The organism is Streptomyces sp. NPDC055632 (genome assembly GCF_053618675.1).
Genome location: NZ_JBSHHY010000004.1, coordinates 303332 through 328661 on the forward strand (window position 1 = coordinate 303332; position 25330 = coordinate 328661).

Sequence of the window (25330 nt, forward strand, 5' to 3'; positions counted from 1 at the left end):
ACCACCCCCCCCGCCATCGGCTTCTCACTACCCGGCGCCCACCGCGCTCATAACCTGACTCTGCGTCGGCTGCGACTGAAGCGTATAAGAGAGTTGGACGCGCCCTTCCCACCGGCCGCCGTGGGCGGGCCCGTGCGAGCCGGGCCTTCAGACTTCAGGAAATCCCTTCGTAGAGAATTTCAAATTTTTGCAAGTCTTGGGCATGCGAAGGACGGAGGGGTCAGACCTCCATCTCCTCTTCGACTCGGCGCAGTTGATGCCGGGCCATGGCGAGGTTGGCCTTGTGCTTGTCGAGGACGAGGTAGAGGAAGAGGCTGGTCTTGCCCCGCCCCTTCCCGAGGGTGATGAGGTGGTACTGGTTGCCCAGGGTGATGAGGATGTCGTCGATCTGCTCCTGGAGGCCGAGGAGTTCCATGGTGTGGACCTTGGCCCGGATCACGTCGGTGTTCCCCGCGACCGCGACGTGGACGTCGAAGTCGCGTCCGCCGCCGAGGGATCCCAGGGTCATGCCGCTGGTGTAGTCGCCCACCGCGGCGGCGAGACTGCCTTCCACCCGGGTCATGATCTCCTTGAGAGAGACTTCCACGTTCGCCATGGGCTGCCGCCTTCCGTAGTGGATATGCCGGGCGTCTTTGCGCGCCCGGTCGATGCGACGCTACCCATCCCGCCCGTTCCCCGGGGGCGTTTCGCCCGAACACGTGGGCAGGGCGACTCCGTCGGGCGGTCAGCGGCGGGCCGAGGCGTCCAGGTCCGCGAGGAGCGCGGCCTGACCCTGGAGCACTCCGGTGAGGATGCCGCGGGCGACCCGGAGGAGCTCCGCGACCTCGTCGTTGACCAGGCGGTAGTACACGCTGACGCCCTCGCGGCGCGTCAGGACGAGGTTCGACCTGCGCAGCACGGCCAGTTGCTGGGACAGCGCCGCCGGCTCCACGCCCACTTCGAGGAGCAGTTCGGAGACGGCGTGCTCCCGGACGCTGAGCAGCTCCAGGACCCGGATGCGGACCGGGTGGCCGAGGGTCTTGAAGAACTCGGCCTTCAGCTGGTAGAGCGGCGTGCTCACCTCGGTGGCCGGTTCGCCGCCCGCCGCCCTGGGTGCGCGTGTTGGCACAGTGGGCCCCTCCCTGGCTACGGGCGGCCGTCGTCGATCCGCCGATGCTGTCGCCCCCACGATCCCAGACTCCCGCACCGCGGCACACCGTCTTCGCACATCGGAGCCGCCCCGTCTCCTCGGAGCCGGCGTCGTGTCCTTCGGCGTTCCGTGCCGGGCGCGGCCGTCGAGCGGGGTGCCGGGCGGACCCGTCAGGTGCGGGTCGGCACGGGGCCGCACAGTTGGTTGCCCGGTTCGGCCGGGTCGTCGCTGATCCAGAACTGGACCCACAGCTCGGTGAACTCGGGGCGGCTGAGGTAGCCGTCCCCGTCCTGGTCGAGGAGGTCGAAGACGTCGGCGACGTCGACGCTCCCGCCGTGCCAGGTGTCGACCAGCCGCCGGTGCTCGGCGGGAGAGATCCGGCCGTCGCCGTTCTCGTCGACGGCGTCGAAGACGGTCTCGGCGGTCGCGGCGACGACCTCGCGCATCGTGGGCAGCAGGTCCACCATGGCGAGGAGTTCGTCCAGGTCGATCCTGCCGTCCCCGTCCGTGTCCACGTGGGCCGCGAGGTGGTCCCACCAGCCCAGCATGAGCGCGTCCACGCGTGCGGCCAGTTCGGAATCCGGTCGCACACGGGGCAGGGCCCTCCAGCGTTCCGCGAGGGCCCGGAAGTCGCCCTGGTCGAGGTAGCCGTTGTCGTCGGCGTCGAACGCGCGGAACATGCCGACGAGCTTGTCGCGCTGGAACTCACTTGCCACGGTGGGCCTTTCTGTCGCTGTCCCCGGCGATCCTGCCCGTGGAGGGCCGCGCCCCAACGGCGCCCGGTGGCGCGAGGGGGCGTGCCCGCGGCCCCGCTCGTACGCCCGGTGCCCCGCGCGCCCCGTTTGACCGCCCGGGATCACCCGCGGGAGTGGGAGCCGTCCGCCGGATGTCGTCCGACCTCCGGAAAGCCGCCTTTCGTCCTCCGAAAAAACCGGCTGTGGAATCGAACGGCAGCGGGTTACGATGCGGGGGATGAAGAACTTCTCCTCGTACCGATTGGGGGACTCGTTCACGCAAGGTGAGTGCTGATGGCACACCACCTCGCGAACGAGATTCCGACCCGCCTCCTGATGTGGCAGCGCGTGCGCCGGTACGCCGTGCCACCGTCCATGATCGAGACCACGACCGCACGCCGTGCGGTCGGTGACTGGGCGGGGGCCTGTGCCGCCGCCCGGATCGACGTCGACTTCGATCTGCGCGCCGTGGCGAACCGCCACGGCACTGTTCACACCGCCCGGCTCCGTGCCGATCTGCGGCGCCTGGCACCGGACCTGCTCCGCTGGCACATGCCCCGCATCGCCCCCGACGGACGGCTCCGGCCCGGTCTCACCACGGTTCTGGCCCGTTACGGGGACCCGGGTGCCGTGCCGCTGAGCCTGGTGGTCCGCACCCCGCCGGCCTGGGCGGACGCCGGGCAGCGGATGTCGCTCGCCGTGTGGGAGGGGTCCGGGAACGACGTTCCCGGCCGCACTCCGTACGTCCACCCGCACCCGCATCCCGACCGGCGCTTCCGGCTCGACCTGCACCGGCACCTCTGGGACGCGGAGAGGTCCGGCGACCTGGCGCGGCGGTCCGGCGCGGCCGGACCGCCGTCCACGGCGCCGCCGCCCGCGTGGCTCGACGCCTCCTTCGCCCGGGACGGCTCCTGGGCGGTCGCCCGGTGGGCGGCCGAAGCGGAGTCGCTGTCGCGAGCCGAGGGGCTCGGCCCGCGCGGGGCCTTCACCGTACGGTCCGGTGCGGGGCGGCGGGCAGTGTTCCGGCTCGTCGCTCCCGACGACGGCCACGTCCCGGTCCTCGCACCGCTGAGGGAGCCGTTGCCGCCGCAGGAGGTGGCGGCGCTTCCCGTACTGCCGGAAGCGGCGGCCCGGACCCTTCCCGACCTGGAGCTGCTGCGCGGGGGGCTGATCACGTCCGAGCGACTGCACCCCCTGGTCGCCGGGGCCCTGGCGGCGTGCGTCCCCGCCGTCCCTCCGGTGGCGTCCGGTCTCTTCCACGAGCCCGACGATCCGCACCGGGTGGAGTGCCGGGGCGAGGTCCACCGGATCGCGCTGAGGAACGGGGTGCTGGCCGCGATCGACCACGATCCGGTGACTCTGCGCCGGGAGGAGCTGCTTGTGGCCCTCGGCGGCCCGGCGCTGCCCTGTCTGCGGGCGATCGACGGGGTGCACCGCAGCCCGGAGGCCCTGCCCGCGGTCCGGGAACGGCTCGGGCACGGCGACGTCTCCGGGGCGCTGGCCGTCGTGACGGGGCTCCTCGGTCCCGACGCGGTCCTGCGTGACGGCCCGCTCCGGGAGGAGCTGGTGTCCGCCGCGGCCCGGCGCGTCGACCACGGCCTCTTCCGCGCGGGCCTCGTGCCCGAACACCCCGCCGCCGGTGTGCGCGCCGACGCGGCGGGCGGCGGGAACGCGAACGCCTCGGGCGCGGGGTCCGCGGACGTGGGCCGGCGTCCCCGGCTCGACCGCCGTACGCCCTCCGCGATGCGCCTCAAACGGAACGGCCTGTCCCGGCCCCGGACCGGGCTGCTCCGGTGACCGGCTCGCCCGCCCTCCGAACCCTCTGATCTGCTCCGATCCCCCTTCGAGGTCCTTCCGGGCTCTTACAAGTTTCTCCGGGCTCCTAGGAGTTCCTCCGGACCCTTCCGTCCTCTTGAGTTCTTCCGGCTTCCGGGCTCCTCCGCTCTCCGGACTCCTCCGCCCGTACCGCGCTTCGAGCGCTTCCACGTCCCCCACCGTCCGGGACGGGTCGTCCCGTTCCCTCGATCCCCTCAGGTGATGCCCATGACGTTCAGTACCCTCGCCCCCGCCCCCGCCCCCTCTCCGGCGGTCGGCACCCGCCTCGCCCTGGCCGACGACCTCCTCGGACTCCTGCGGACGACGACGACCGAGCCCCGTTCCGACGAGCAGCTCGAAGCGCTCACCCTGGCCGTCGCCGCCGACCTGCCCGTACTGCTCTGGGGCGAACCCGGCATCGGCAAGACCGCGGCCCTGACCCAGCTCGCCGACTCCCTCGGCCTGCCGCTGACCACCGTCATCGCCAGCGTCCACGAGCCGTCCGACTTCTCCGGGCTGCCGATCGTGGGCGACGACCCGGAGGTACGGGGAGTGCCGATGGCACCACCGCAGTGGGCCGTGGAACTCGTGCGCGCCGGGCGGGGACTGCTCTTCCTCGACGAGCTCTCCACCGCCACCCCCGCCGTGCAGGCCGCGCTGCTCCGGGTCGTCCTGGAGCGGCGGGTCGGCACGCTGCGGCTGCCGCCGGACGTGCGGATCGTGGCCGCCGCCAACCCCCGGGCGTCGGCGGCGGACGGATGGGAGCTGAGCCCGCCGCTGGCCAACCGGTTCGTGCACCTGTACTGGGTGCACGACCAGGAGGTGGTGGTGCGCGGTCTCGGCGGGGTCTGGCCGCGGGCGGAGCTGCCCCGGCTGGCTCCGGAGAGGCTGCCGGAGGCGGTGGCCTTCGCCCGTCGCGCGGTCTGCGGCTTCCTGAAGGCCCGGCCGACGCTGATCCACCGGCTGCCGGGCACCGAGACGCAGCGCGGGGGCGCCTGGCCCTCGCCCCGGAGCTGGGAGGCCGCGCTGACCCTCCTCGCCTTCGGAACGGCGGCCTCCGTGTCGCGGGAGGTGCTGGCGCTGTTGGTGCGGGGAGCGGTGGGGGACGGCCCGGGGCTCGAACTCATGGCCCATCTGGACCGGATGGACCTGCCGGACCCCGAGTCGCTGCTGGCCGATCCGGCCTCCGCCGAACTGCCGGGACGCGGCGACCTGCGCCAGGCGGCGCTCGAGGCGGTGGTGGCCGCCGTCGGCGCGCGCCCGGAGCGGGAGCGGTGGGAGGCCGGCTGGGCCGTGCTGGTCCGGGCCCTGGAGACCGGCGCGCCGGACCTGCTCGTCGCCCCGGCGACGATGCTGGCCGCGCTGCGTCGCGACGACTGGGAGATCCCCGCGTCGGTGGAACGGCTGGCCAGAGTGGTCGGACTCGCCCGGCGCGCGGACCGGTCCGTGGGACGGGCCACCGCCGCGGCCGGCGCCGGGCGTACGGCGGGGGCGCGCCGGTGACGGGGACCGCGCGGCCCCGGGCGCCGCACCGGAAGCTCCCGCCCCCGCTCCCCCGCCCGATGGCCCCTCTCCCGCCGCCGCGCCCGGTGCGGGCCACCGTGGCGATACGGCCGGGCGATTACGGCGGGCAGGGCGGTCACGGCGAGTCGGCCGGGCCCGGCGGCTCGTCCCGTTCCGGCGGGCCGGCCGGTGCGACCGGACCCGCCCTGGACATGGACAAGTTGCTGGCCGCCCGGCTGCACGCCGTCAAGGTGCGGCCCTATCTGGCGGGCGCGCTCTTCGCGTTGCACGTGGTGGAGGACCGTTCGGTGCCGACGATGGCGGTGGACGCGTACTGGCGCTGCTACGTCTCCCCGCGCTTCGTGGCGTCCACTCCGGTGGAGGAGCTGGCGGGCGTCTGGGTGCACGAGGTCTCCCACCTGCTCCGGGACCACCACGGCCGGGGCGAGCGGTACGCGAAGGAGCACGGCGAGTACGGACCGGGAGAGCGGCTGCGGCGCAACATCGCCGCCGACTTCGAGATCAACGACGACATCTACGGCGACGGTCTGCTCCGGCCGGCCGGAGCGGTGCTGCCGTCGCTGCTGCGGCTGCCCGAGGACCTGCTGATGGAGGAGTACCTGCGGACGGCCTCGCTGTCCGGGCTCGCCGGTCTGGCCTGGCTGGACTGCGGCAGCGGCGCCGACGGCCACGGGCGGCCGTGGGAGCTGGGGCCCGACGGGGCCCACGGGCTGAGCAGGCAGCAGCGGGACGCGGTGCGCTTCCGGGTCGCGGAGGGCATCAAGGGCCGGCCGGGCGACGCGCCGGAGGGATGGCGCCGGTGGGCGGAGGAGGCGTTCCACACGCCGCAGCCGTGGCGGCGCCTGCTCGGGGCCGCGATCCGTTCGGCGGCGGGGGCGCCCGGGACGGGTGAGAACCACAGCTACCGGCGTCCGTCCCGGCGTTCGGCCGGCGTCCCGGACGTGGTGCTGCCGAGCCTGCACCGCATGCCGCCCAAGGTCTGCGTGGTCATCGACACCTCGGGGTCGGTGAGCGACGCCGAACTGGGCAGCGCGCTCCTGGAAGTGGCGGCGATCTCGCGGGCGGTGGGCGGGCGGCGCGACCTGGTCTCGGTGATCTCCTGCGACGCGGCGGCCGGTGTCGCCGTGCCGCTCTGCCGTGCGGAGAACATCGAGCTGATCGGTGGCGGCGGCACGGATCTGCGCTCCGGTTTCGCCCGGGCGCTCCGTGCCCGGCCCCGCCCGGACGTCATCGTCGCCCTGACGGACGGCCAGACGCCGTGGCCCTCCGCGCAGCCGCCCTGCCGCACCGTCGTCGGCCTCTTCCCTCGGCCCACCGGCGCCGTGAACGAGGAGGACCCCGACTACGTCCCCGACACGCCCCCCGCCTGGGCACGCGTCGTCACCATCGGCTGACACCGGGCCACTTGGCACCTGGCATCCGGTACCCGGCACCCGGAGGGCCCCGCACCCACTCCGCTTGTCAGGCCGTCCCTGACGTCCTTAAGCTGACCGTCAGGGACGGCCTGACAAGCAGGTCGTCGGTGGAGGAGGTTGCGCCGTGCTCGCCGAAACGACGGACCGGGACGGCCGGGCGTGCTCGTTCTGCGCCAAGCCCGAGGCGGAGGTGACCAAGCTGGTCGCCGGGCCCGGGGTGAACATCTGCACCGAGTGCGTGGACCTGGCCGCCTCGATCGTGGCCGAGTACCGGCCGGGCCCGACCGAGCTGCGGATGCCGATGTGGGGCGAACTGACCGACGCCGAGATGCTGGAACGGCTGCCGCGGGTCGCGGCCGTCGCCGACCAGATCGAGGCCGATCTGCGCATGTGGGTCACGGAACTCCGGCGGCGCGGCGTGACCTGGGCCAGGATCGGCCAGGCGCTGGGCGTCACCCGCCAGTCGGCCTGGGAACGGTTCTCCGGGGAGGAGTGACCCGGGAACGCCATCCGCCCGCCGCGGGTTCCACGGTCAGTTTTCCCGGCCCGCCGGCCGTACAAGGCCGCGGAACGGCCGGAACCGGAGACCGTCGGCCGGTTCGTCCTCGAACCCGGTGAGCACGAGGAGCTGTCGTCCGTCCTCGGCGACGTAGAAGCGCTCCGTCACCGCGTTCGAGGCGACGGGGTCGCGCCCGGCCCGTGCGTCGGCGAGCGAGCGGGCCGCCCCGGCGTCCTCGGTGTCGTACCACGTCGCGGTGAAGCACCGGGCGGTCCCGTCGTTCCGGCGGGTGAGGCGGTGGGGGACGTAACGGCCCGGCGGACCGGCCGAGTAGAGCGCCTGGACGGCGCTGCCGAGGGTCTGCTGGTTGCGGGGGTCGGCGGCGAAGGCCCGGTGGGCTCCGGAACTCGTCCACTGGGCGAAGTTGAGAACGGTCCGGCCGTCGGACCCCGCCAGGCAGTGTCGCGCTAGGTACGCGGTCGGCAGCCGGGTCTCCTCCCAGGCGTCCATGACGCCGGACATGACCTTCCGCTGTTGTTCGGGCCCTTCGGTGTGCCACAGGGACGCCAGGACGAGGCCCGCGTCCGGACGGGTGGGATCGGGCCGTGCGATCGGCCGGAGGCCGGTGACGATGTCGGTCATGCCACCAGCCTCCGACCTCGACCGCGGTTGAGGTCAAGTCCCTTGACTTTTCGGGGCTTTTGCCCCGGGCAGGGGTCAGGCGGTCGGGGTGATCAGGTCGCTCAGCGGCTGGGCGGAGTCGGTGCCGGAGTGGCCGAAGGGAGCGTCGAAGCTCCAGACGAGGAAGAGCAGGAAGACCACCAGGGAGCTGAAGGTGGTGGCCAGCAGCAGTTCGCGGGCGGAGCGGCGGATCTGCAGGGTGTAGAGCAGGCCGAGGGTGACCACGGCACCGGCGACGAGACCGAACCAGACCGCGCCGGGCAGGGTGGTGCCGGCGCTGTCCAGGCGCTGGTGGCGGGCGCTGTCCGCGGCGGCGACCTGGTCGAGCAGCGGCTGGTAGGCCTGGGCCTGCAGCTCGTCGGCCGGGGTGTGGTGGGCGATGTCGCCGCGGATGCGGCCGAGCAGGCCTGCGCCGGTGGCGTCGACGGGCACGCCGTCCTTCATGGCGGGCCATTCGTTGGTGACGGCGTGCTGGGCGTAGGCGTCGATGTGCTCCTTGACCTGGACGCGGAAGGCCGCCGGGTAGACGTCGAGCCGCTGGTCGATCTCGTACAGGGCCTGGGCCTCGCGCTGGACGGTGTCCTCGGCCGCGCCACGGGCCTCCCACACGCCGGCGATCGCCAGGCCGAGCACGATGGCGTAGACGACACCGACCATCATGACCATGTACTCCAGGACGTCCGGGGTCTCGGAGGTGTCCTCGTCCACGTCCACCCGGCGGTGCCGCATGACGGTCGTCGCGATGACGAGCAAGCAGACCAGGACTGAGGCGAGGGTGTAGACGAGCCATTCCGGCACAGCGCAACTCCAGGACGGATGAAGGGAGAAGGAGGGAAGGGGAAGAGGAAAGGAAGGGTGCGGGGCGTCAGGCGCGGCCGCGGCGGCGGGAACCGGGGCGCAGGGCGGCCGCGGCCAGAACGCCCGGGAGGGTGACGACGACCGTGGTCATGGTCGTGGACATCCCGGCCGGGGCCGGACGGGTGGGGCCGCCGGTGTAGTGCAGGCGCGGTACCCAGCGGAAGGCCTGCCGGACCTTCGCCGGAACCGGAACCGAAGCCGAGTCCGGAGTCGAGGCCGCGGTCGGGGCCGGGGTGGTGTCGGGCGCCGGGCCGGCCGGGGGCGCGAACTCCTCGACGTACTCGACGGACTCGATGGGCTCGATGGGCTCGACGTACTCGACGGACTCGATGGGCTCGGCGGACTCGGCGGGCCTCGGCGCGGCGGCCCGGGGTGCCGCGTGGCGGGCGGCCGACGGGGCCGGCCGGGGCGGGGACGTCACGATCGGCTCGACCGCCGGCGCGGGCGAGGACGGTGCCGAGGGCCGCGGCGCGGGTGAAGGTGCGGGCGATGGCGGTACCGAGGGCCGCGGTGCGGGCGGAGGTGCGGGCGTCTGCGGCGCCGAGGGGTGGCACGCGGGCGGGAGGGCGGACGCCGGCCGGGGCGGTTCCGGGTGGCCGTGGCCCATGTCGACCCGTACGTCAGGAGCGCACACCACCAGGTGGTCGGTGGTCGGGGTGTGCTCCATGACGACCGTGGCACCTCCGTGCTGAGGCAGCGGGCACAGGGCCGCCGCGGCTCCCAGACCGACACTGATCCAGCTGCCCACCGGCAGTCCTTTCCCCGCTACGACCCGTTCCCGTACGCCACCGGCCGTCCGAAAGGGGCGGAGGCGTCGTCGCCGTGAGGTGGCGACACAGCGGGTAACGATCATGGACGGGGCAGGTCACGGGCCGTGTTTCATGAAGAGGACCGAAGGCGGGGTCTTTCACCGGAGTGGAGGAATCATCCAGGTGTTCGGCCCTCGTCCTGTCGCCCGAGAGGGTGACTCGCCGTCGTGCCGCGGGCGGTTCACGCCGCCCGGCGGACGGTGACGACGGGGCAGTGCGCGTACGTCATCGCGGCCTGGCTCACCGAGCCCAGGAGCAGGCCGGCGATGCCGCTGCGGCCGCGGGCGCCGACGACCAGCAGGTGGGCCGTCCTGCTCGCCTCGATCAGGACCTCGTGCGGCTTGCCGTCCACCAGGTCGCGTCGGACGGTGACGTCCGGATGGGTGTCCGCGCGGCCGGCGAGCGCGCGGGCCAGCGAGCGCGCCGCGGACTCGGGGGTCGTGCCGGGCGGGGCCTTGTCCGGCTGCCAGGCGTGCACCGCCACGAGCCCGGTCCGGCGCCGCGCCGCCTCGGCGAAGGCGACGTCGACGGCCTCCTCGCTGTCCGGAGAGCCGTCGACCCCCAGAAGGACCGGCCCCGTGCCGTCGGACGCCCCGTGCTCCTCGCGGACGGTCATCACGGGGCAGTGGCTGCGGGCGGCCAGGGACACCGGGGTGGAGCCGAGGAGCACGCCCGTGATGCCGCCCAGTCCCCTGGAGCCGACGACCATCAGGTCGGCGGCCTGCGACTCGGCCTCCAGCACGTGGATCACGTCGCCCGTCACCACGGCCTTGGTCACCGCGAGGCCGGGCGCCGCGCCGAGGGCGTGGACCGCCGCTTCCTGGACCAGGGTCGCGGAAGCGGGGTCCGGCACCACGTACCTGGGCTTGATCGGGACCTCGACGTGGACCACGCGCAGCTTCGCACCGCGCAGCGCCGCCTCCTCGGCGGCCGCCTCCACGGCGGTGAGGCTCATCGCCGAGCCGTCCACCCCGACCACGACCAGATTGCTCATAGCTGGCTGCTCCACTTCAAGCTGCGGGTTCCCAGCCTCGCCCCGTCGGGATGCCGCTGCAATTCCTGCGCCCCCGCGCAGGAGGGGCCGGGCCCGTCCGGGTCAGCTCCTGCGCCCCGCGCGCAGCTCCAGCCGCTCCCCTCCGAAGCGTGCGCGGAAGCCGCCGTCGTGCGAGACCGCGACCACCGCCCCCGGGTACGCCGCGAGCGCGTCCTGAAGGTCCTCGACCAGGTCGAGGGCGAGGTGGTTGGTCGGCTCGTCGAGGACGAGGAGGTCGGCGGGCCGGGTCACCAGGGTCGCGATCCGCAGCCTCCGCCGCTGTCCCACGGACAGGGCGGCGACCGGGACGTGCAGGTCCTCCTCGCGGAACAGGCCCAGGGACAGGAGCCGTTCGGCGTGCTCGTCCGGCGCTCCGGGCCGTCCGGCGGCGAACGCGGCGAGCAGCGGGAGGTGTGTGGAACGCGCGGGCAGTTCCTGCGCGAGGTAGCCGATCCGGGCGGGGCGGCGTGCCGTGCCCGCGTCCGGCTCCAGGTCGCCCGCCAGGACGCGCAGCAGCGTCGTCTTGCCCGCGCCGTTCTCGCCCGTGACCAGCAGCCGCTGCCCGGGCGCGATCGCCAGGAGTCCGTCCAGGCGCAGCCGCTCCCCGACCCGTACGCCGTCGAGCTCGGCGAGGGGGCCCGGGGCCGGGCCGTCCGCCGTCGGGAGCACCGTCGAGAGCGCCGTCGTGAAGCGGAGCGGCGCCGGGGGCTTCGGCACCGGGTGGCGGCGCAGCCGGGCCAGGTGCTCCCGGGCGGAGCGCACCTGCCCGCCGAGCTTGGCCTCGCTGGACCGGCGGTGCTTGCCGAAACCCTGTTTCGGGTCGCGGCCGGCGGTGGAGAGCCGCCTCGCCGCGGCATCGAGCAGTTCCTCCGTGCGGGCCACCTCCTCGACCCACTCCGCGTACCGCTGCTCCGCGCCGCGCCGGGCGGCGGCCTTCGCGGAGCGGTAGCTGGCCCAGCCGTCGCCGTACCGGCGCACGGTGCGCTCGTCCCGGTCGACCTCCAGGATCGTGGTGGCGACGCGCTCCAGGAAGCCTCGGTCGTGGGTGACCGCGACGACGGTGCCGCGGTGGGCGCGCAGTCGTTCCGCCAGCCAGTGCGCGGCCGCCGCGTCGAGGTGGTTGGTCGGTTCGTCCAGGAGCAGCAGTTCGGGGGCCGCGGCCAGGACGCAGGCGAGCGCGAGCCGTGCCTGCTCGCCGCCGGACAGGGAGCCGAGCGGGCGGTCGCGGGTGATCCGGGCGAGGCCGAGGGCGTGTGCCGCGGCGTCCACCCGGGCGTCCGCCTCGTATCCGCCGCGCTCCTCGTAGGCGATGAGCAGCTCGCCGTAGGCGGCGAGCTGCTCGTCCGACGCGTCCGCGAGGGTCTCCTCCGCGGCGCGGAGCCTCCGTTCCATGGCGCGCAGTTCGGTCAGGGCGAGGTCGACGGCGTCCTGCACGGTGCGGGTCGGGTCGAGGTCGAGGGTCTGGGCGAGGTGGCCGACGCCGCCGGGGAAGTGGACGGTGACCTCCCCGGCGTCCGGCGTCTCGGCTCCGGCGAGCAGCCGCAGCAGGGTGGACTTCCCGGAGCCGTTCTCTCCGACGACGGCGGCCTTCTCGCCCGGTCGGACGGTGAGGGAGACCTGGTCGAGGACGGTCCGGGTGCCGTAGGACTTGGTGGCGTTCTTGACGGACAGCTGCGCCACGGCGGGAGCGGTGGCGGACAGGACGGTGGGGGCGCGGTGGCGCATGTGGCTTTCCTCGGGCGTACGGAGGGTCTGCGGGCGGCGGAGACGGCGGCGTCGGCCGTGCCCGGACTCAGACGAAGAAGAAAGCCATGCCCCCACCGTAACAAGGCGTGTCGTACCGCCTCCAGCCGTTTGTTGCGCGCCCCGGACGGGAGGCGGGGCTCAGCGCCGCAGCAGGGCGCAGACGAAGTTCTCCTGGACGGTGCGGACCTTGGCCAGCAGGTCCGGCTTGAGGCTCTTGCTGGTCTGGGTGTTGATGGAGAAGGTCAGGGACCGCCTGCCGTCCGCCGTCGCGACGGCGAGCTGGGTGTAGCCGGGGAAGTTGCCGGTGTGGCCGTAGACGGTGCCGCACCGGGTCTCGTACCGGAAGATCGCCAGTCCGCCCGCGTTGGTGCCGGGTCCGGCGGGCTCCGAGGCGGCGCCGGGGATGAAGCGGCGCTGCTGGTTCCGTACCTCCTCGGAGAGGTAGCCGCGGCCGCCCGCCCAGGCCCGGACGAAGGCGTTCAGGTCCTTGGGCGTGGCCACGATGCCGCCGGAGGCCCACACGCCGGAGGCGCCGAGGGCCTCGCTGATGTCCTCGGGCGGGGCGGGCGGCGTGACGTCGTAGCCGTGCAGGTACGGCCTCGGCATCCGGTAGCCCTGCGGGAGGAGGGTCTGCCGCAGGTCGAGGGGCCGGTACACGAGCTGTTCGAGCAGTTGCTCGTACGGCCGGCCGGTCACCGCCTCCGCCATCAGCGCGACGGCGATGTTGTCGGAGTTCGAGTACGCGTACCGCGACCCCGGCGGGAAGAGCAGACTCCGGTCGGCGACGAAGTCGAGCAGCCGGCGCGAGTCGAAGCGGTGCCTCGGGTCCGCGATCAGGATCTCCAGGAACGCCGGGGCGGTCGAGAAGTCGGGCAGCCCGCTGGTGTGGCTGAGGAGCTGCCGGAGGGTCACCTTGTGCCAGGCCTTCGGCAGGGCGGGGAGGCGACGGCCGATCGTGTCGTCCAGGCCGAGGCGGTGCCGGTCGACCAGGCGCAGGGCGACCGCCCCGCTGTAGGCCTTGGAGACGCTCGCGAGGCGCATGTACTCGTCCGCCCGGGGCGGCCTGCCGGTCCTCGTGTCGGCCACGCCGGCCCGGTGGACCGTCGTCCGGTCGCCCGTCTGCATCAGGGCGATCACGCCGGGCGGCCCGCCGGCCGTCCGGACGAGGTCGTCGAGCTGTCGCTGCAGGGCCTTGTCCGGGGACGGGGGCGGGGGCGTGCCGGTCGCCTGCGCGGCCTGGCCGGCGCCGGCCAGCGCCAGGGCGCCGACGAGGGCGGCGACGGGCAGGCGCAGCCGTGCGCGCGGGCGGGAACGGGCTCCGGGGCGTGCCGACACGGGGGCTCCTTCTCGGTGGGGCGCCGGGCGGACGGGCGTCCGGCGCATGGGATCCGGCCCCAGCATCGGACGCCCCGTCATCCCGCGCCTTCCCGCTGCTCCATCCGGCCGAGGTCCCGGCTCCGGCTCCGGTCCCGTCCCGTATCGCCTCACGAACCGTCCCGCCCCACGAACCGTCCCCGTCACGGGCCCCCCGTCACGCCCCGCCTCCCCCGCCGTCGGCCGACGCGTGCTCAGAACGCGAAGGTCTCCCCGCCGTTCAGGGTGACGCCCATGACGCAGGCGTTGGAGAAGGTGTGCTGCCAGGACGTACGGGTCCCCTCCCAGACGCCGTCCACGGTGACGGTGACGGGGTCGAAGTGCTGCGGGCACGCCCGGTCGGGGTTCGGGGAGGCCAGCAGGCCGTCGAACCCGCCGCCCGCGAACCGGGTCCTGAGTTCGGCGCAGGCGGCCTCCGGGTCGGGGTGCGTGCCGCCGGGGCCGGGCATGCAGCTGAGCGTGACGGCGCGGAGGACGGTGACCGGGCCGGAGCCGGCGCCCTTGCCGACCGAGAGGACGACGGCGGAGGGCGCGTACAGGCTGGTGGAGCCGGCTTCCGCGGCACCGGCGGTGCCGGCGAGACAGAGGAGGGCGGCCGCGAAAATTGCGGCGGAACGACGAAGCACGGGAAGATTCTCTTTCTCATCGAAGGAAGTGAGCGGTGTTTCTCCTGCGATTCCCGCTCATCTTGCGCTTCGGAGTGTGTCTGACACGCAGAGCTACCGCACCTTCACGACCGTTATTCGGACATGCGGGCTCGGTTATCGGTGATCGAGAGGGCGTCGCGGCAGTTCAGGCGCGGTGCGGGGAGTCGTCGGCACGGCCCCGTACGCGCTCCGCGCCGGACGGTTCCCCCTCGTCGGCGGTCGCCGACCTGCTCGCATACGCGTCCGGTTTACCGAACGGCCATTCAGTACGGCCGATTACCGACGCTCCGGACGGCGACCCCGGAGGCGGAAGCGGCTGTCAAACTGGTGATCGATTACCGGTCGCCGGGCGCGTATGATCACCGGCAGCAAGGCCGTAGCGCAGAGGTCGTCGCGCCCACGCATCGAGCTGGAGGACGTCGGTTCGAATCCGACCGGTCTTGCGTCTGCTTCCGCAGTTCTCGTCTTCAGGCCGTGACGGACGCCGGGCACCGGCGCAGGAAACCGGTGGAGTGGTGATGACCCAGCCGACACCCGTGCGGTGCCCCGCGATCGAGCACCCCGACCTGCCTCCCGCCGATCCGGCCCGTCTCGATCCGCTGCTCGCCCGGCTCGCGTCGGACCGGCCCGTCGAGACCGACGAGGCCTTCCCGCTGGGCACCCTGCGCGCCGACGGCCGCGTCGACCTCTGCAAGCAGGGACTCGGCCCGGCCGGCGCGGCCCGGCTCCTTCCGGCCGCCACCGCCTCCGCGCACGCCGCCCACCTGCTGCTCGGCACCAACGCCATCGGCGACACGGGGGCCGCCTCCCTGGCCGGGGCCCTCGCCGGCGGGCACGGGCTGCGCACTCTCTACCTCGGCTGCAACCGGATCGGCCCCGAGGGGGTCGGCGCACTCGCCGCCGCCCTGGCGGACGACACCACCGTCCGCGCCCTCTGGCTCAAGCGCAACCCGCTCTTCGAGGACGGCGCCCGGACCCTGGCCGCGCTCCTCCGCCGCAACACCGCCCTGCGCACCCTCGACCTGGTCAACACCGGGATCGGCACCGGCGGCGTACGCCTGCTGCTCGACGCGCTCCTGGAGCGCGAACGACCCCTGGAGCGGCTCTTCCTCGGTGGCAACGGCCTCGGCCCCGACGCCGCCCCGCTCCTCGCCGCCCTGATCCGGGAGGCGGGGGTGCGCGAGCTGTACGTCTCCGCCAACCACCTCGGGGACGAGGGCGCCGCGGCCCTCGCCTCCGCCGCGGGCGCCTCCGCGCACCCGGTCCGCCTTGGCCTCGGCGGCAACGGCGTCGGCGCCGCCGGAGTACGCGCCCTGGCCGCCTCCCTGGGCGGCGTCGAAGCGCTCGACCTCGGGCGGACCATGTCGGAGCGCAGCCTCGGCGCCCCCGGCAACGAGCCGGGCGACGAAGGGGCGTACGCCCTGGCCGCCGCCCTCCCCGGCAGCCCGCTGCGCCGCTTGGAACTGCGCCACACCGGCCTCACCGGACGCGGCGCGAAGAGCCTGCTCGCGGCGGTGCCCGCGGACGGTCCTCTGGAGTACGTCGGCCTGGGCCCCGGCCTGCCCCGCCGCGTGAAGCGCTCCTTCTCCGCGCGGCTCCGCCCGTCCCGGCCCGCCCACCCGGACCTGCGCGCCATCGGCAGCGTGTACCGGTGAGCGCGGAGGACGCCGGACCGCACGGCGGTTTCGGGCCGGAGGACGGTCCGGTGTGGCAGCGGATCCGGCGCCACGCCGTGCCCGGCTGGATGATCGAGCGGGCCACCGGGCACCGGCTGGCCGGTGACTGGCGGGCGGCCTGCGCGGCCGCCGCCGTGGACGTCCGCTTCGAGCTGCCCGAGGTGGCGGCCCGCCACGGCGCCGACGTGGCCGCCGCCGTGGCCGAGGACCTGCGGCACCTGGCCCCGGACCTGCTGCGCTGGCACCTGCCGCGGCTCCTGGGCGGCCGCACCACCCTCGCCACCGGCCTGAGGATCCTGCTCGCCTCCTACGGCGGCCCCGGAGGGCCGGTCCTCTCGGTCACCACGCCCGCCACGACCGAGGGCCCGCAGCGGCTGCGCCTGCACTGCGCGCCGCTCGTCCCCGAGAAGCGGAACCGGTACGCGGGGCTCGCCCTCGTCCGGGAGGACTGGACCGTGATGCGGCCGTTCTGGGACGCCCGGCACGCGTCCGAGCTGGGCGAGCGGTTCGCCGTCCCGGACGGCCTCGCCGAGCGGATCGCCCGGCTGCGCGCCGAGGGGAGGACGGTCGAGGCCTACGCGGCGGCGGGCGTCGAGTGCGACCTGACCGTCCCCACCACGCGGCCGTACCAGCGCCCGACGGACCCCGAGGCGGTCTTCGCGCGACTGCCCGCCGACCTCACCCGGCTCGTGCCGGAGGTGGCGCGGCTCGCGGCGGCCGGCGCGGGAGGCCCCTACCGCATCGAGAGCGGCTGGTGGTCCCCCGTCGTCCTCGAACGCACCGTGACCGGTGGGCTGCGGGCCCGGACCGTCGAGCGGCGTGTGGCGTCGACCGTCCCGGTCCTGGCCCGGTACGCCTGGCAGCGGCTCCCCGACCTCGAACTGGTGCGGACCGGCCGGATCTCCCCGCCCGCCCTGCACCCGCTGGTCTCCGCCGCGCTGTTCCCCGGCGCCGGACCGGCGGTGGGTCCGCCCGGCCCCGACGCGGGCGGGCCGGTACGGGTGCGCTGCCGCGGCGAGTGGCACGAGGTTCGCTCGCGGGGCGGTGCGCTCGACGTGCCCCACACCCCCGAGGAGCAGCGGCGGGAGCGTGCCCTGCGGGCGTTCGGCGGCGCGGTGTCGGGGTGCTTCGCCGCGCAGCGGTCCTGGACCACGGGCGAGGGACGGCTGCCGCGCGCCCTCGGGGAGCAGCGGCGCGAGCTCTTCCTGCGGGCCCAGCACGGCGACACGCCGGGCGTGGTGGCGCTCCTCGACGCGGGGATGGACCCCCGGGTCCGGGACGCCCGCGGCCGCGGGCTGCTGCACTCGCTCCACCTGCTCGACCACGACGCGCTGCTGCCCCGGCTGCTGGCGGCCGGACTCGACCTGGAGGCGCGGGACAAGGAGGGGCGCACCCCGCTGCTGTCCGCCGTGCACTGGGGCAGTTCGGCGGAGCTGGTCGGGGCCCTGCTCGCGGCCGGCTCCCGGATCGACGTCGTCGACGGGACGGACCTGTCGCTGTCCCAGGAGATCCGCCGCTACAAGCGCGCCGACCTGGCCTTCCTGCGGGACCGCGTCGACGAGGAGTTCCCCGAGCTCGGCTCCAGGGGGTTCGAACGGCACCTGGAGTACCGCGCGACGCACGAGCACGACGAGGACGAGGACGACGCATGAGTACGCTCCGGTCACGGCCCGACCGGGCCCTGGCGGCCGCCGACGCCCTGGGAGCCCTCCTTGGCGCCACCCGCACCGAGCCGGCCACCGATCCCCAGGTGGAGGCGCTGGCGGTGGCGGTGACGGCCAATCAGCCGGTCCTGCTGTGGGGCGAGCCGGGCATCGGCAAGTCCGCCGGCATGGAGCGGCTCGCCGCCGCGCTCGGCGTGCGGCTCGAAACCGTCATCGCCAGCGTCCACGAGCCCTCCGACTTCGCCGGGCTGCCCGTCGTGGGCGAGGACCCGGCCGCCACCGGCGTCCCCATGGCCCCGCCGGACTGGGCGGTGCGCCTCGCCCGGACCGGTCACGGACTGCTGTTCTTCGACGAGTTGTCCTCCGCCCCGCCGGCCGTGCAGGCGGCCCTGCTGCGGGTGGTCCTGGAGCGCCGGGTCGGCAGCCTCGAACTCCCGGCGGCCGTACGGATCGTCGCCGCGGCCAATCCGCCCGCCAGCGCCGCGGACGGCTGGCACCTGAGCCCGCCGCTCGCCAACCGCTTCGTGCACCTGGAATGGAGGCACGACCCGCGCACCGTCGCCCGCGGCATGGCCGGCACCTGGCCGGAGGTGGCGATCCCGGCCGTCGATCCCGCCAGGGTCCCCGGAGCGGTCGCCCGGGCCCGCGGCGCCGTCTCCGGTTTCCTCACCGCCCGTCCGGGCCTGGTCCACCACATGCCGGCCGAGGCCGCCGGACGGGGCCGCGGCTGGCCCTCCCCGCGCACCTGGGAGATGGCCCTGCGGCTGCTGGCCACGGCGTACGCGGCCTCGACGGGCCGGGAGGCGCTGGCCGCCGCGCTCACCGGCGCCGTGGGCGAGGCGGCGGGGATCGAACTGCTCTCGTACCTCGAACACCTCGACCTGCCCGACCCGGACCGGGTCCTGGCCGACCCGGACGCCTTCGCCCTGCCCGAGCGCGGCGACCGGCAGCTGGCCTTCCTCATCGCCGTGGTGGCGGCCGTGCAGGGCGACCTCACCCGGTCCCGGTGGGAGGCGGCCTGGGCGGTCCTCGCCAAGGCCGTGGACGCGGGCGTGCCCGACGTCGCCGCCCGCGCCGCCGCCGACCTCGCCGCGATGCGCGACCTCGACTGGCCGGTGCCCGCCGGCATCGACGCCTTCGTCGAACTGCTCCGGCTGTCCGGCTCGCTGCCGGGCGGCGAGTGAGCGGGGACCGCCGTGCGCCCGGCCCTGGACCGCGCGAAACTGCTGGCGGCCCGTTACCGGGCCGCCGAGGCCCGTCCGTACCTCGCCTCCGCGCTGTACGCCCTGACGGTGGTCCCCTCGGCCGGGGTGCGCACCATGGGCGTCGATCGGCACTGGCGCTGCTACGTCTCCCCCGCCTTCGTCGAGGCGACCCCGGTGGTCGAGCTGGCCGGGGTGTGGGTCCACGAGGTGGCCCACCTGCTGCGCGACCACCACGGCCGGGCCGGGCGCCTGCCCGCCGCCGACCAGCGCGATCCGGTCCGGCTCAACATCGCGCAGGACTGCGAGATCAACGACGACCTGCTCGCCGACGGCCTCGTCCTGCCCGAGGGCCGGATGGAGCCCCGGCTCTACGGGCTGCCCGAGGGCGGACTCTTCGAGAGCTATCTGCCGGCGATCCCTCCGACGCCCCACGGGCCGGACTGCGGTTCCGGCGCGCACGGCGTCCCCGCGCCCTGGGAGCAGGGCGGGGACGGAGGTCCCGCCCGGGTCGGTCCGGTGGAGGCGGAGGCGCTGCGCCGGCAGACCGCCGAGGCCGTACGGGCCCACCGGCGCGCCCGGGGCCGGGTCCCCGGGGGCTGGGCCCGGTGGGCCGAGGAGCTGCTGGAGCCCACCGTCGACTGGCGCCGGGTCCTGGCGGGGACGGTCCGCGAGGCCGCCGCCTGGGCGGTCGGCGCGGTGGACTACACGTACCGCCGTCCCTCGCGCCGCACGCCCGCGCTCGGCGGCCGGGTGGTGCTGCCCAGTCTGCGCAGGCCGCTGCCGCGGGTGGCCGTCGTCATCGACACCTCGGGGTCGATGGGTCCTGACGACCTCGCGGCCGCGCTCGCCGAGGTCACCGGTGTCCTGCGGGAGGTGGGCGTCGGCGGCGACCGGGTCGCCGTCCTCGTGTGCGACGCCGACGTGCACGCCGTGACCCGGGTGCGCAGTGCCGGCGAGGTGTCCCTGACCGGCGGCGGGGGCACGGACATGCGGGTCGGCATCGGTGCGGCGCTGGCCCTGCCCGACCGGCCGAACATCGTGGTCGTGCTCACCGACGGGTACACGCCGTGGCCGGACGAGACACCGTCCTGCCGGCTGATCGCCGCACTGGTCGGGGACGCCCCGCCCGCGCCCCCGCCCTGGGTGGAGACCGTGCGCGTCACTCCCGCCACCTGAGCGGGCGGGGGACGGCCGGCGGCCGCGGGTCGTGATGTCCGTCCTGCCCGTGCGTCCCGAGGAGGCCCCGGGCGCGGTGGCGCCGTGGGCAGGTCTTCTGCCGCGCTTCTCCCCGGTGGGCCACACTGGCGGGGTGCGTATCGTGATGATGACGGCGGGATCGCGGGGCGATGTCGCGCCGTACACGGGTCTGGGGGCCGGTCTCGTACGGGCGGGGCACGAGGTGACGCTGGCCGCGCACGCGGTGTTCGAGCCGCTGGTGGCCGGTTCGGGGGTGCGGTTCCGTCCGCTGCCGGTGGACCCCAGGGCCGAGCTGCACTCCGCGCGGGGGCGGCGGCTGCACGACGCGAGGACCGGCGCGGGGAAGCTCGTACGGCTGGTCTCCCTGGCCCGCAGGGCGGCCGACGAGATGACGGCCGCCCTGGTGGAGGCGGCGCGGGAGGGTGACGTCCTGCTGGTCGGCGGGGCGCTGGGGCCGCTCGGGTACGCGATCGCCGAGCGCCTGTCGGTGCCCGCCGTGGGGCTGCACCTCCAACCGCTGCACCCCACCGCGGAGTTTCCCGCCCCGGTGCTCGGGACGCGGTCGCTGGGCGCGGTGGGGAACAGGCTGAGCGGGCGGGCCGTCATGACGTCGATGGAACTGGTGCTCGCCGGTTCCGTCCGGTCGCTGCGGCGGCACGGGCTCGGGCCGGCGGGCCGGCCCGGGGACCGTCGGGCGCGGACCGTGCTGCACGGCTACAGCGAGCTCGTCGTCCCCCGCCCCCGGGACTGGCCGGCGGGGCTGGAGACGGCCGGGTACTGGTGGCCGCACGTGACCGGGCGGCTCTCCCCGGAGGTCGAGGACTTCCTCGCCGCCGGACCGCCTCCGGTCTTCGTCGGTCTGGGCAGCGCCACCGTCCCCGATCCCGGGCGGGTGAGCCGTGCGGTCGTCACCGCGCTGCGCGCGGCGGGGGTGCGCGGCATCGTCCAGCGGGGCTGGGCGGGGCTTGACGCCGGGGGCGACGACGTCCTGGCCGTCGACGAGGTGCCGCACTCGCTGCTGTTCCCCCGGACCGCCGCCGTCGTCCATCACGCGGGGGCCGGTACGACCGGTGCCGTCCTGCGGGCCGGGGTGCCCGCCGTGCCGGTGCCGGTGCAGTTCGACGCGGCCTTCTGGGCCTCCCGGCTGACCGCGCTGGGCACCGCCCCGGGGGTGGTGCCGCTGCGTCGTCTCACCTCGGGCTCCCTGACCGCCGCCCTGCGCAGAGTGACGGAGGACGCCTCCTACCGCACGCGGGCGCACGCGCTGGCCGACCGGCTGGCCCGGGAGGACGGCGTCGCGCCGGTGCTCGCCGCGCTCGACCGGCTGGCGCGCTGAGGCGGGGACTCCACGGTCGTTCGCCCCGGGGAACGCGACGAAACCCCGGAAGGCGGCGAGACCCGGGGGCGCGACCAAACCCGGGGGTGCGACGAAAGCGTCCCGCCCGCTCCCTGGTCGGGGCGGGCGGGACGGACGTGCGGGTGCGGGCCGTCGGGTCCCGCTTCCCTTACTACTTCAGGCCGTTGCTGATCGCCTTCACCAGTTCGCCGTCGACGGTGTCGCCGTTGAACTCCCAGAAGAAGGCGCCGCCCAGGCCCTGGCTCTTGGCCCAGGCCATCTTGGTGGTGACGGTGGCCGGGGTGTCGTAGCTCCACCAGTCGCTGCCGCAGTGGGCGTACGCGGTGCCGGCGATCGTGCCGGTGGCCGGGCAGGTGGTCTTCAGGACCTTGTAGTACTGGTTGCCCGGCTCGACGCCGGCCGCCGGGCCGGTCGCGGTGCCGCCCGGGGCGGACTGGGTGACGCCGGTCCAGCCGCGGCCGTAGAAGCCGATGCCGAGCAGCAGCTTGGAGCCGGGGACGCCCTTGGCCTTCAGCTTGGCGATCGCGTCCGCGGAGTTGAAGCCCTGCGCGGGGATGCCGGGGTACGAGGTGAGCGGGGAGTGCGGGGCGGTCGGGCCCTGCGCGGCCCAGGTGCCGAAGTAGTCGTACGTCATCACGTCGTACCAGTCGATGTACTGGGCGGCGCCGCCGTAGTCGGCCGCGTCGAGCTTGCCGCCGTTGGAGCCGTCGGCGGTGATGGCCGCGGTGATCAGGTTGTTGGCGCCGAACTTGGCGCGCATGGCCTGCATCATGTTCTTGATCGAGGCCGGGCCGCTGGTGTCGCAGGTCAGGCCGCAGGCGTTGGGGTACTCCCAGTCCAGGTCGATGCCGTCGAAGACGTCGGCCCAGCGCGGGTCCTCGACCAGGTCGTAGCAGGACTGGGCGAAGGCGGACGGGTTCTGCACGGCCTGGCCGAAGCCGCCGGACCAGGTCCAGCCGCCGAAGGACCACAGGACCTTGATGTGCGGGTACTGGGCCTTGAGCTTGCGGAGCTGGTTGAAGTGGCCGCGCAGCGGCTGGTCCCAGACGTCGGCCTTGCCGTCGACCGACTGGTCGGCGGTGAAGGACTTCTCGTAGTCGGCATAGGCGTCGCCGACCGTGCACTTGCCGTTCTGCACGTTGCCGAAGGCGTAGTTGATGTGGGTGATCTTCGACGCGGAGCCGGAGGTGACCAGGTTCTTCACCGTGTAGGGGCCCCAGTTGGTGAAGTAGCCCAGGTTGATCTTGCCGCCGCCGGGGTTCTCGCCGCCACCGCCGCCGGTGGTGCGGACCGCGGTGGAGGCGGAGGCCGGGCCGGTCTGGTCGGCGGTGTCGCGGGCGACGACCGTGTAGGTGTAGTCGGTGCCGGCGGTCAGGCCCGTGTTGGTGTAGGTGGTGCCGGTGACCGTGGCGACGGTGGCGCCGTCGCGCTTGACGTCGTAGTTCTTGACGCCCTTGTCGTCGGTGGCGGCCGCCCAGGTGAGCTTCACCGAGGTGTTGGTGATGTCGCTCGCGGTGGGCTTGCCGGGCGCGGAGGGGGCGCTGTCGCCGGGCTGGGTGGAGCCGTCGCAGGCGGCGCCGTTGAGCTTGCAGCCGCTGGGGGCGCCGGTGCCGGCGCCGTTGAACCCGAAGGAGATGGACGCGCCGGGGGCGAGGGTGCCGTTCCAGCCGAGGTTCTTGGCGGTCCAGTGGTTCGCCGAGTTGGTGACGGTGGCGTCCCAGGCGGAGGTGACCTTGGTGCCGGTGGGGAAGTCCCATTCGACGGTCCAGGAGGAGAGCGTGGTGGTGCCGGTGTTCTTCACCGTCCACTGGCCCTCGAAGCCCGAGCCCCAGTCGGACTTCTTGGTGTAGGTCGCGGTGGCCGAGGCGGCCGCCTCCGCGGGGGCGGCGAGTCCGACCATGGCGGCCAGGGGGAGGAACAGTGCGGTGACGCCCGCGACGGCTCTGGCCCGTCCGCTCCGGGTGACGCTCCGCGGCAGCCGGGTTCGGCGGCTGGGTGTTTCGGTGCTCAACGATGCTCCTCGGATGGGATCCGGGACACAGGCGGCGATCCGTGACCCGCACGCCCTGCGTCGCCCTGAGTACGTGGTGCCCCGCCCTGCGCTCACCGCAGTGCGTCCCGGCGACACTAAGAAGGTCTGGACCAATCGTCAAGAGGTCTGGACCAGATTCCCCGATCGGTCGGAGGGCGCCAAGTCCCGGACCCGGGTCACGCCTTGGCGCTCGGCGGAATCCCGCTTCCGGGAGGTGCGACGGCACCGTCGGGCACGGTGAGCAGACCGGCGTTCTGGGCACGGAGCACCGCGCTGAGCCGGTCCGCGGCTCCCAGCTTCCGGTAGAGCGCGTGCAGGTGCTTGTGCACGGTGCGCGGCGAGATGCCGAGGCGGCGCGCCATGGCGTCGGCCGGTAGCCCGGTGGCGAGCAGGTGCAGGACGTTCAACTCACGGGGCGTCAGCGGCGCCTCCAGGGACCGGTTGGCCCGCTGCCTCCGGTCGCCGTCCGGCGTCTCCCGCAGCGCGTTCAGGAGGGTCCGGTGGTTCGTCGCCGCCCTGAGCAGCGGCTGCACCCGCGCGGCGTACCGCAGGTCGTACGGGGAGAAGTCCCTCCCCGGGCGGTGCACCACGAACCCGCTGACGTACGGGCCGGCGCCGGGGAACGGTATGCCGAGCATGTGCCGCGTCCCGAAGGCCCGGTGCAGGGCGTCGGCCGTCGCGCTGCCCCGCCAGACCCGTGCTCCGGTGATGCGCGCGGCGCTCTGCGGGGTCATGTCCCCGCCGGGTCCGTAGTGGCCGGCGAAGGGATAGCCCTCCCGGATGTGGCGCCGGACCGACTCGTCGTCGTGGTCCTCAGGGCGCGGCAGGGGCGGCCAGAGCGCGACGCTGCCCCGCTCGCGCGTCCAGGGCTCCTCCTTGACCACGACCAGGGCCGCGTCGAGCGCCGTGAGCAGCTCCTCGGCGAGCAGGTGCCAGACGTGCTCGGGGTCTTCGGCGCTCATCACCTCGACCGCCAGATCCAGCATCCGCGCATGCCGTTCCCGCATGACCGCTTCCCCCGAAACCCCTGGTGGACCGTGCCGTGCCACGGTAACCGACCGCCGTCCATACGCACTTGTGCCCATGGCCCGGCCGTCCGGTCCACGTCATGATCGGACACCGGCGCACTCGCCGCCACCGCCCCGGAGGGGCTCGAAGCGCTTCGGAGCGGCTCGGTGGCGCGACGCGCTGCGTCAGCGTGCTGAACGGGGTGGAGCACGGTGAGCAGGGGTCGACGCCCCGCTCGCGTACCCGCTCCGCCGGACGGTACGCGGGCGGCCGCGCCGGGCACCACCACACCGACCGCCGCCGGTGCCCGGTGGAGGTGCCTCCCACCGGTCGGGGGGGCCGGCCCCCGGGCGGGGCGCCCCCCCGGCCCCCCCCCCCCCCCCCCCCCCGGGGGCCGGGGGGCGGGCCCCCCCCCGGTGGGGGGCCCCGCCCCCGGGGCCGGGACGCCGCGAGACCGCCGGACCCCGTCAGACCTCGCCGCGCCAGCCGCCGAGGCCGGCCCCGGAGCGGGACTCGATGAACTCCTTGAACCGCTTCAGGTCGCCGGCGACCTGACGCCGGACGAAGCCCAGCTTGTCCCCGACGGTCTCGGCCACCCCTTCGGGGTCGTGGTCGAGCTGCAGCATGATCTTGGTGGTGTTGTCGTCGATGTAGTGGAACGTCACGACCCCCGCCTGCCTGACCTCACCGCCGACGGTGGTCCAGGCGACGCGCTCGTCGGGGATCTGCTCGGTGATCTCCGCGTCGAACTCCCGCTCCACCCCGTCGATCCTGGTGACCCAGTGGGTGAGGGTGTCGGTGCGCTGCTCGATCCGCTCGACCCCCTCCATGAACGCGGGGAAGTCCTCGAACAGCGTCCACTGGTTGTACGCGGCGGTCACGGGGACGCCGACCTCGATGGACTCTTCGACCTTCGACAAGATGTCC

General features: G+C 74.6%; 22 protein-coding genes and 1 pseudogene. 10 read left to right on the forward strand and 13 right to left on the reverse strand.

All coding sequences use genetic code 11. The features are described from left to right. Positions 1-220 precede the first annotated feature (220 nt). The 3 genes from ACWGSR_RS08845 to ACWGSR_RS08855 all read right to left on the reverse strand — a co-directional run bounded on the left by ACWGSR_RS08845 (position 221) and on the right by ACWGSR_RS08855 (position 1845). Positions 221-595, reverse strand: a complete 375-nt coding sequence (locus ACWGSR_RS08845; protein ID WP_376231122.1) for a hypothetical protein — start codon at positions 593-595, stop codon at positions 221-223. Positions 596-724: 129 nt separating this feature from the next. Further along, the gene (locus tag ACWGSR_RS08850) at positions 725-1060 is read right to left on the reverse strand and encodes an ArsR/SmtB family transcription factor (RefSeq protein WP_366377935.1); all 336 of its coding nucleotides are present in this window, start codon (positions 1058-1060) and stop codon (positions 725-727) included. Between the two features lie 239 nt (positions 1061-1299). Further along, positions 1300-1845, reverse strand: a complete 546-nt coding sequence (locus ACWGSR_RS08855; protein ID WP_453564778.1) for an EF-hand domain-containing protein — start codon at positions 1843-1845, stop codon at positions 1300-1302. Positions 1846-2157: 312 nt separating this feature from the next. Between ACWGSR_RS08855 and ACWGSR_RS08860 the strand changes: the two genes are divergently transcribed. From ACWGSR_RS08860 to ACWGSR_RS08875, 4 genes are all read left to right on the forward strand, one after another. Beyond that, a complete protein-coding gene (locus tag ACWGSR_RS08860; RefSeq protein WP_453564781.1) occupies positions 2158-3660 on the forward strand; it encodes a hypothetical protein in 1503 nt (500 codons plus the stop codon). 246 nt (positions 3661-3906) lie between these two features. Then, complete coding sequence (locus tag ACWGSR_RS08865; RefSeq protein ID WP_453564784.1) at positions 3907-5181, forward strand: AAA family ATPase; 1275 nt, start codon at positions 3907-3909, stop codon at positions 5179-5181. A 212-nt stretch (positions 5182-5393) separates the two neighbouring features. Continuing rightward, positions 5394-6596, forward strand: a complete 1203-nt coding sequence (locus ACWGSR_RS08870; RefSeq protein WP_376231306.1) for a vWA domain-containing protein — start codon at positions 5394-5396, stop codon at positions 6594-6596. A gap of 145 nt (positions 6597-6741) precedes the next feature. Next, positions 6742-7113: a ClpX C4-type zinc finger protein gene (locus ACWGSR_RS08875; protein WP_376231118.1), complete on the forward strand. Its 372-nt coding sequence runs from the start codon at positions 6742-6744 to the stop codon at positions 7111-7113. A 36-nt stretch (positions 7114-7149) separates the two neighbouring features. Here the strand turns inward: ACWGSR_RS08875 and ACWGSR_RS08880 are convergent, their stop codons facing one another. The 7 genes from ACWGSR_RS08880 to ACWGSR_RS08910 all read right to left on the reverse strand — a co-directional run bounded on the left by ACWGSR_RS08880 (position 7150) and on the right by ACWGSR_RS08910 (position 14243). Then, entirely contained in the window at positions 7150-7758 is a 609-nt protein-coding gene (locus tag ACWGSR_RS08880) for a hypothetical protein (RefSeq protein ID WP_453564787.1), read from the reverse strand. Positions 7759-7833: 75 nt separating this feature from the next. Next, on the reverse strand, positions 7834-8595 hold the full coding sequence (locus ACWGSR_RS08885) for a bestrophin-like domain (RefSeq protein ID WP_453564790.1): 762 nt from the start codon (positions 8593-8595) through the stop codon (positions 7834-7836). A gap of 67 nt (positions 8596-8662) precedes the next feature. Further along, complete coding sequence (locus tag ACWGSR_RS08890; protein ID WP_453564792.1) at positions 8663-9076, reverse strand: hypothetical protein; 414 nt, start codon at positions 9074-9076, stop codon at positions 8663-8665. 569 nt (positions 9077-9645) lie between these two features. Next, positions 9646-10458 carry a universal stress protein gene (locus tag ACWGSR_RS08895; protein WP_453564795.1) on the reverse strand — a complete coding sequence of 271 codons (813 nt, stop codon included), beginning with the start codon at positions 10456-10458 and terminating at the stop codon, positions 9646-9648. A gap of 102 nt (positions 10459-10560) precedes the next feature. Next, positions 10561-12222: a ribosomal protection-like ABC-F family protein gene (gene abc-f / locus ACWGSR_RS08900; RefSeq protein WP_453564797.1), complete on the reverse strand. Its 1662-nt coding sequence runs from the start codon at positions 12220-12222 to the stop codon at positions 10561-10563. Positions 12223-12381: 159 nt separating this feature from the next. Beyond that, positions 12382-13578, reverse strand: coding sequence for a serine hydrolase domain-containing protein (locus ACWGSR_RS08905; RefSeq protein ID WP_453564800.1), 1197 nt, complete (start codon positions 13576-13578; stop codon positions 12382-12384). Between the two features lie 233 nt (positions 13579-13811). Continuing rightward, positions 13812-14243: a subtilase-type protease inhibitor gene (locus tag ACWGSR_RS08910; protein WP_453564803.1), complete on the reverse strand. Its 432-nt coding sequence runs from the start codon at positions 14241-14243 to the stop codon at positions 13812-13814. Between the two features lie 391 nt (positions 14244-14634). On the opposite strand from ACWGSR_RS08910, the pseudogene ACWGSR_RS08915 reads away from it, so the two are divergent. The 6 genes and pseudogenes from ACWGSR_RS08915 (at position 14635) to ACWGSR_RS08940 (ending at position 21342) form a co-directional block, all read left to right on the forward strand. Further along, positions 14635-14707 (forward strand): annotated as a pseudogene (locus ACWGSR_RS08915). Positions 14708-14782: 75 nt separating this feature from the next. Beyond that, positions 14783-15919 carry a gala protein gene (locus tag ACWGSR_RS08920; RefSeq protein ID WP_453564805.1) on the forward strand — a complete coding sequence of 379 codons (1137 nt, stop codon included), beginning with the start codon at positions 14783-14785 and terminating at the stop codon, positions 15917-15919. After that, positions 15916-17592 (forward strand): ankyrin repeat domain-containing protein, encoded by a 1677-nt coding sequence (locus tag ACWGSR_RS08925; RefSeq protein ID WP_453564807.1) that lies wholly within the window; start codon positions 15916-15918, stop codon positions 17590-17592. Before ACWGSR_RS08920 ends, ACWGSR_RS08925 begins: the two co-directional genes overlap by 4 nt. Continuing rightward, entirely contained in the window at positions 17589-18788 is a 1200-nt protein-coding gene (locus tag ACWGSR_RS08930; RefSeq protein ID WP_376231108.1) for an AAA family ATPase, read from the forward strand. The genes ACWGSR_RS08925 and ACWGSR_RS08930 overlap by 4 nt, the downstream gene beginning before the upstream one ends. Positions 18789-18800: 12 nt before the next feature. Then, positions 18801-19985 (forward strand): vWA domain-containing protein, encoded by a 1185-nt coding sequence (locus ACWGSR_RS08935; RefSeq protein WP_376231107.1) that lies wholly within the window; start codon positions 18801-18803, stop codon positions 19983-19985. Between the two features lie 148 nt (positions 19986-20133). Continuing rightward, the gene (locus tag ACWGSR_RS08940; RefSeq protein WP_453564915.1) at positions 20134-21342 is read left to right on the forward strand and encodes a glycosyltransferase; all 1209 of its coding nucleotides are present in this window, start codon (positions 20134-20136) and stop codon (positions 21340-21342) included. A gap of 172 nt (positions 21343-21514) precedes the next feature. Here ACWGSR_RS08940 and ACWGSR_RS08945 read toward each other — a convergent pair whose 3' ends face one another. The 3 genes from ACWGSR_RS08945 to ACWGSR_RS08955 form a co-directional block, all read right to left on the reverse strand. Further along, a complete protein-coding gene (locus ACWGSR_RS08945; protein WP_453564810.1) occupies positions 21515-23374 on the reverse strand; it encodes a glycosyl hydrolase family 18 protein in 1860 nt (619 codons plus the stop codon). A 197-nt stretch (positions 23375-23571) separates the two neighbouring features. After that, positions 23572-24402, reverse strand: coding sequence for a response regulator transcription factor (locus ACWGSR_RS08950; RefSeq protein ID WP_453564812.1), 831 nt, complete (start codon positions 24400-24402; stop codon positions 23572-23574). Positions 24403-24870: 468 nt separating this feature from the next. After that, positions 24871-25323 carry an SRPBCC family protein gene (locus ACWGSR_RS08955; protein ID WP_383324640.1) on the reverse strand — a complete coding sequence of 151 codons (453 nt, stop codon included), beginning with the start codon at positions 25321-25323 and terminating at the stop codon, positions 24871-24873. Between the last annotated feature and the right edge of the window lie 7 nt (positions 25324-25330).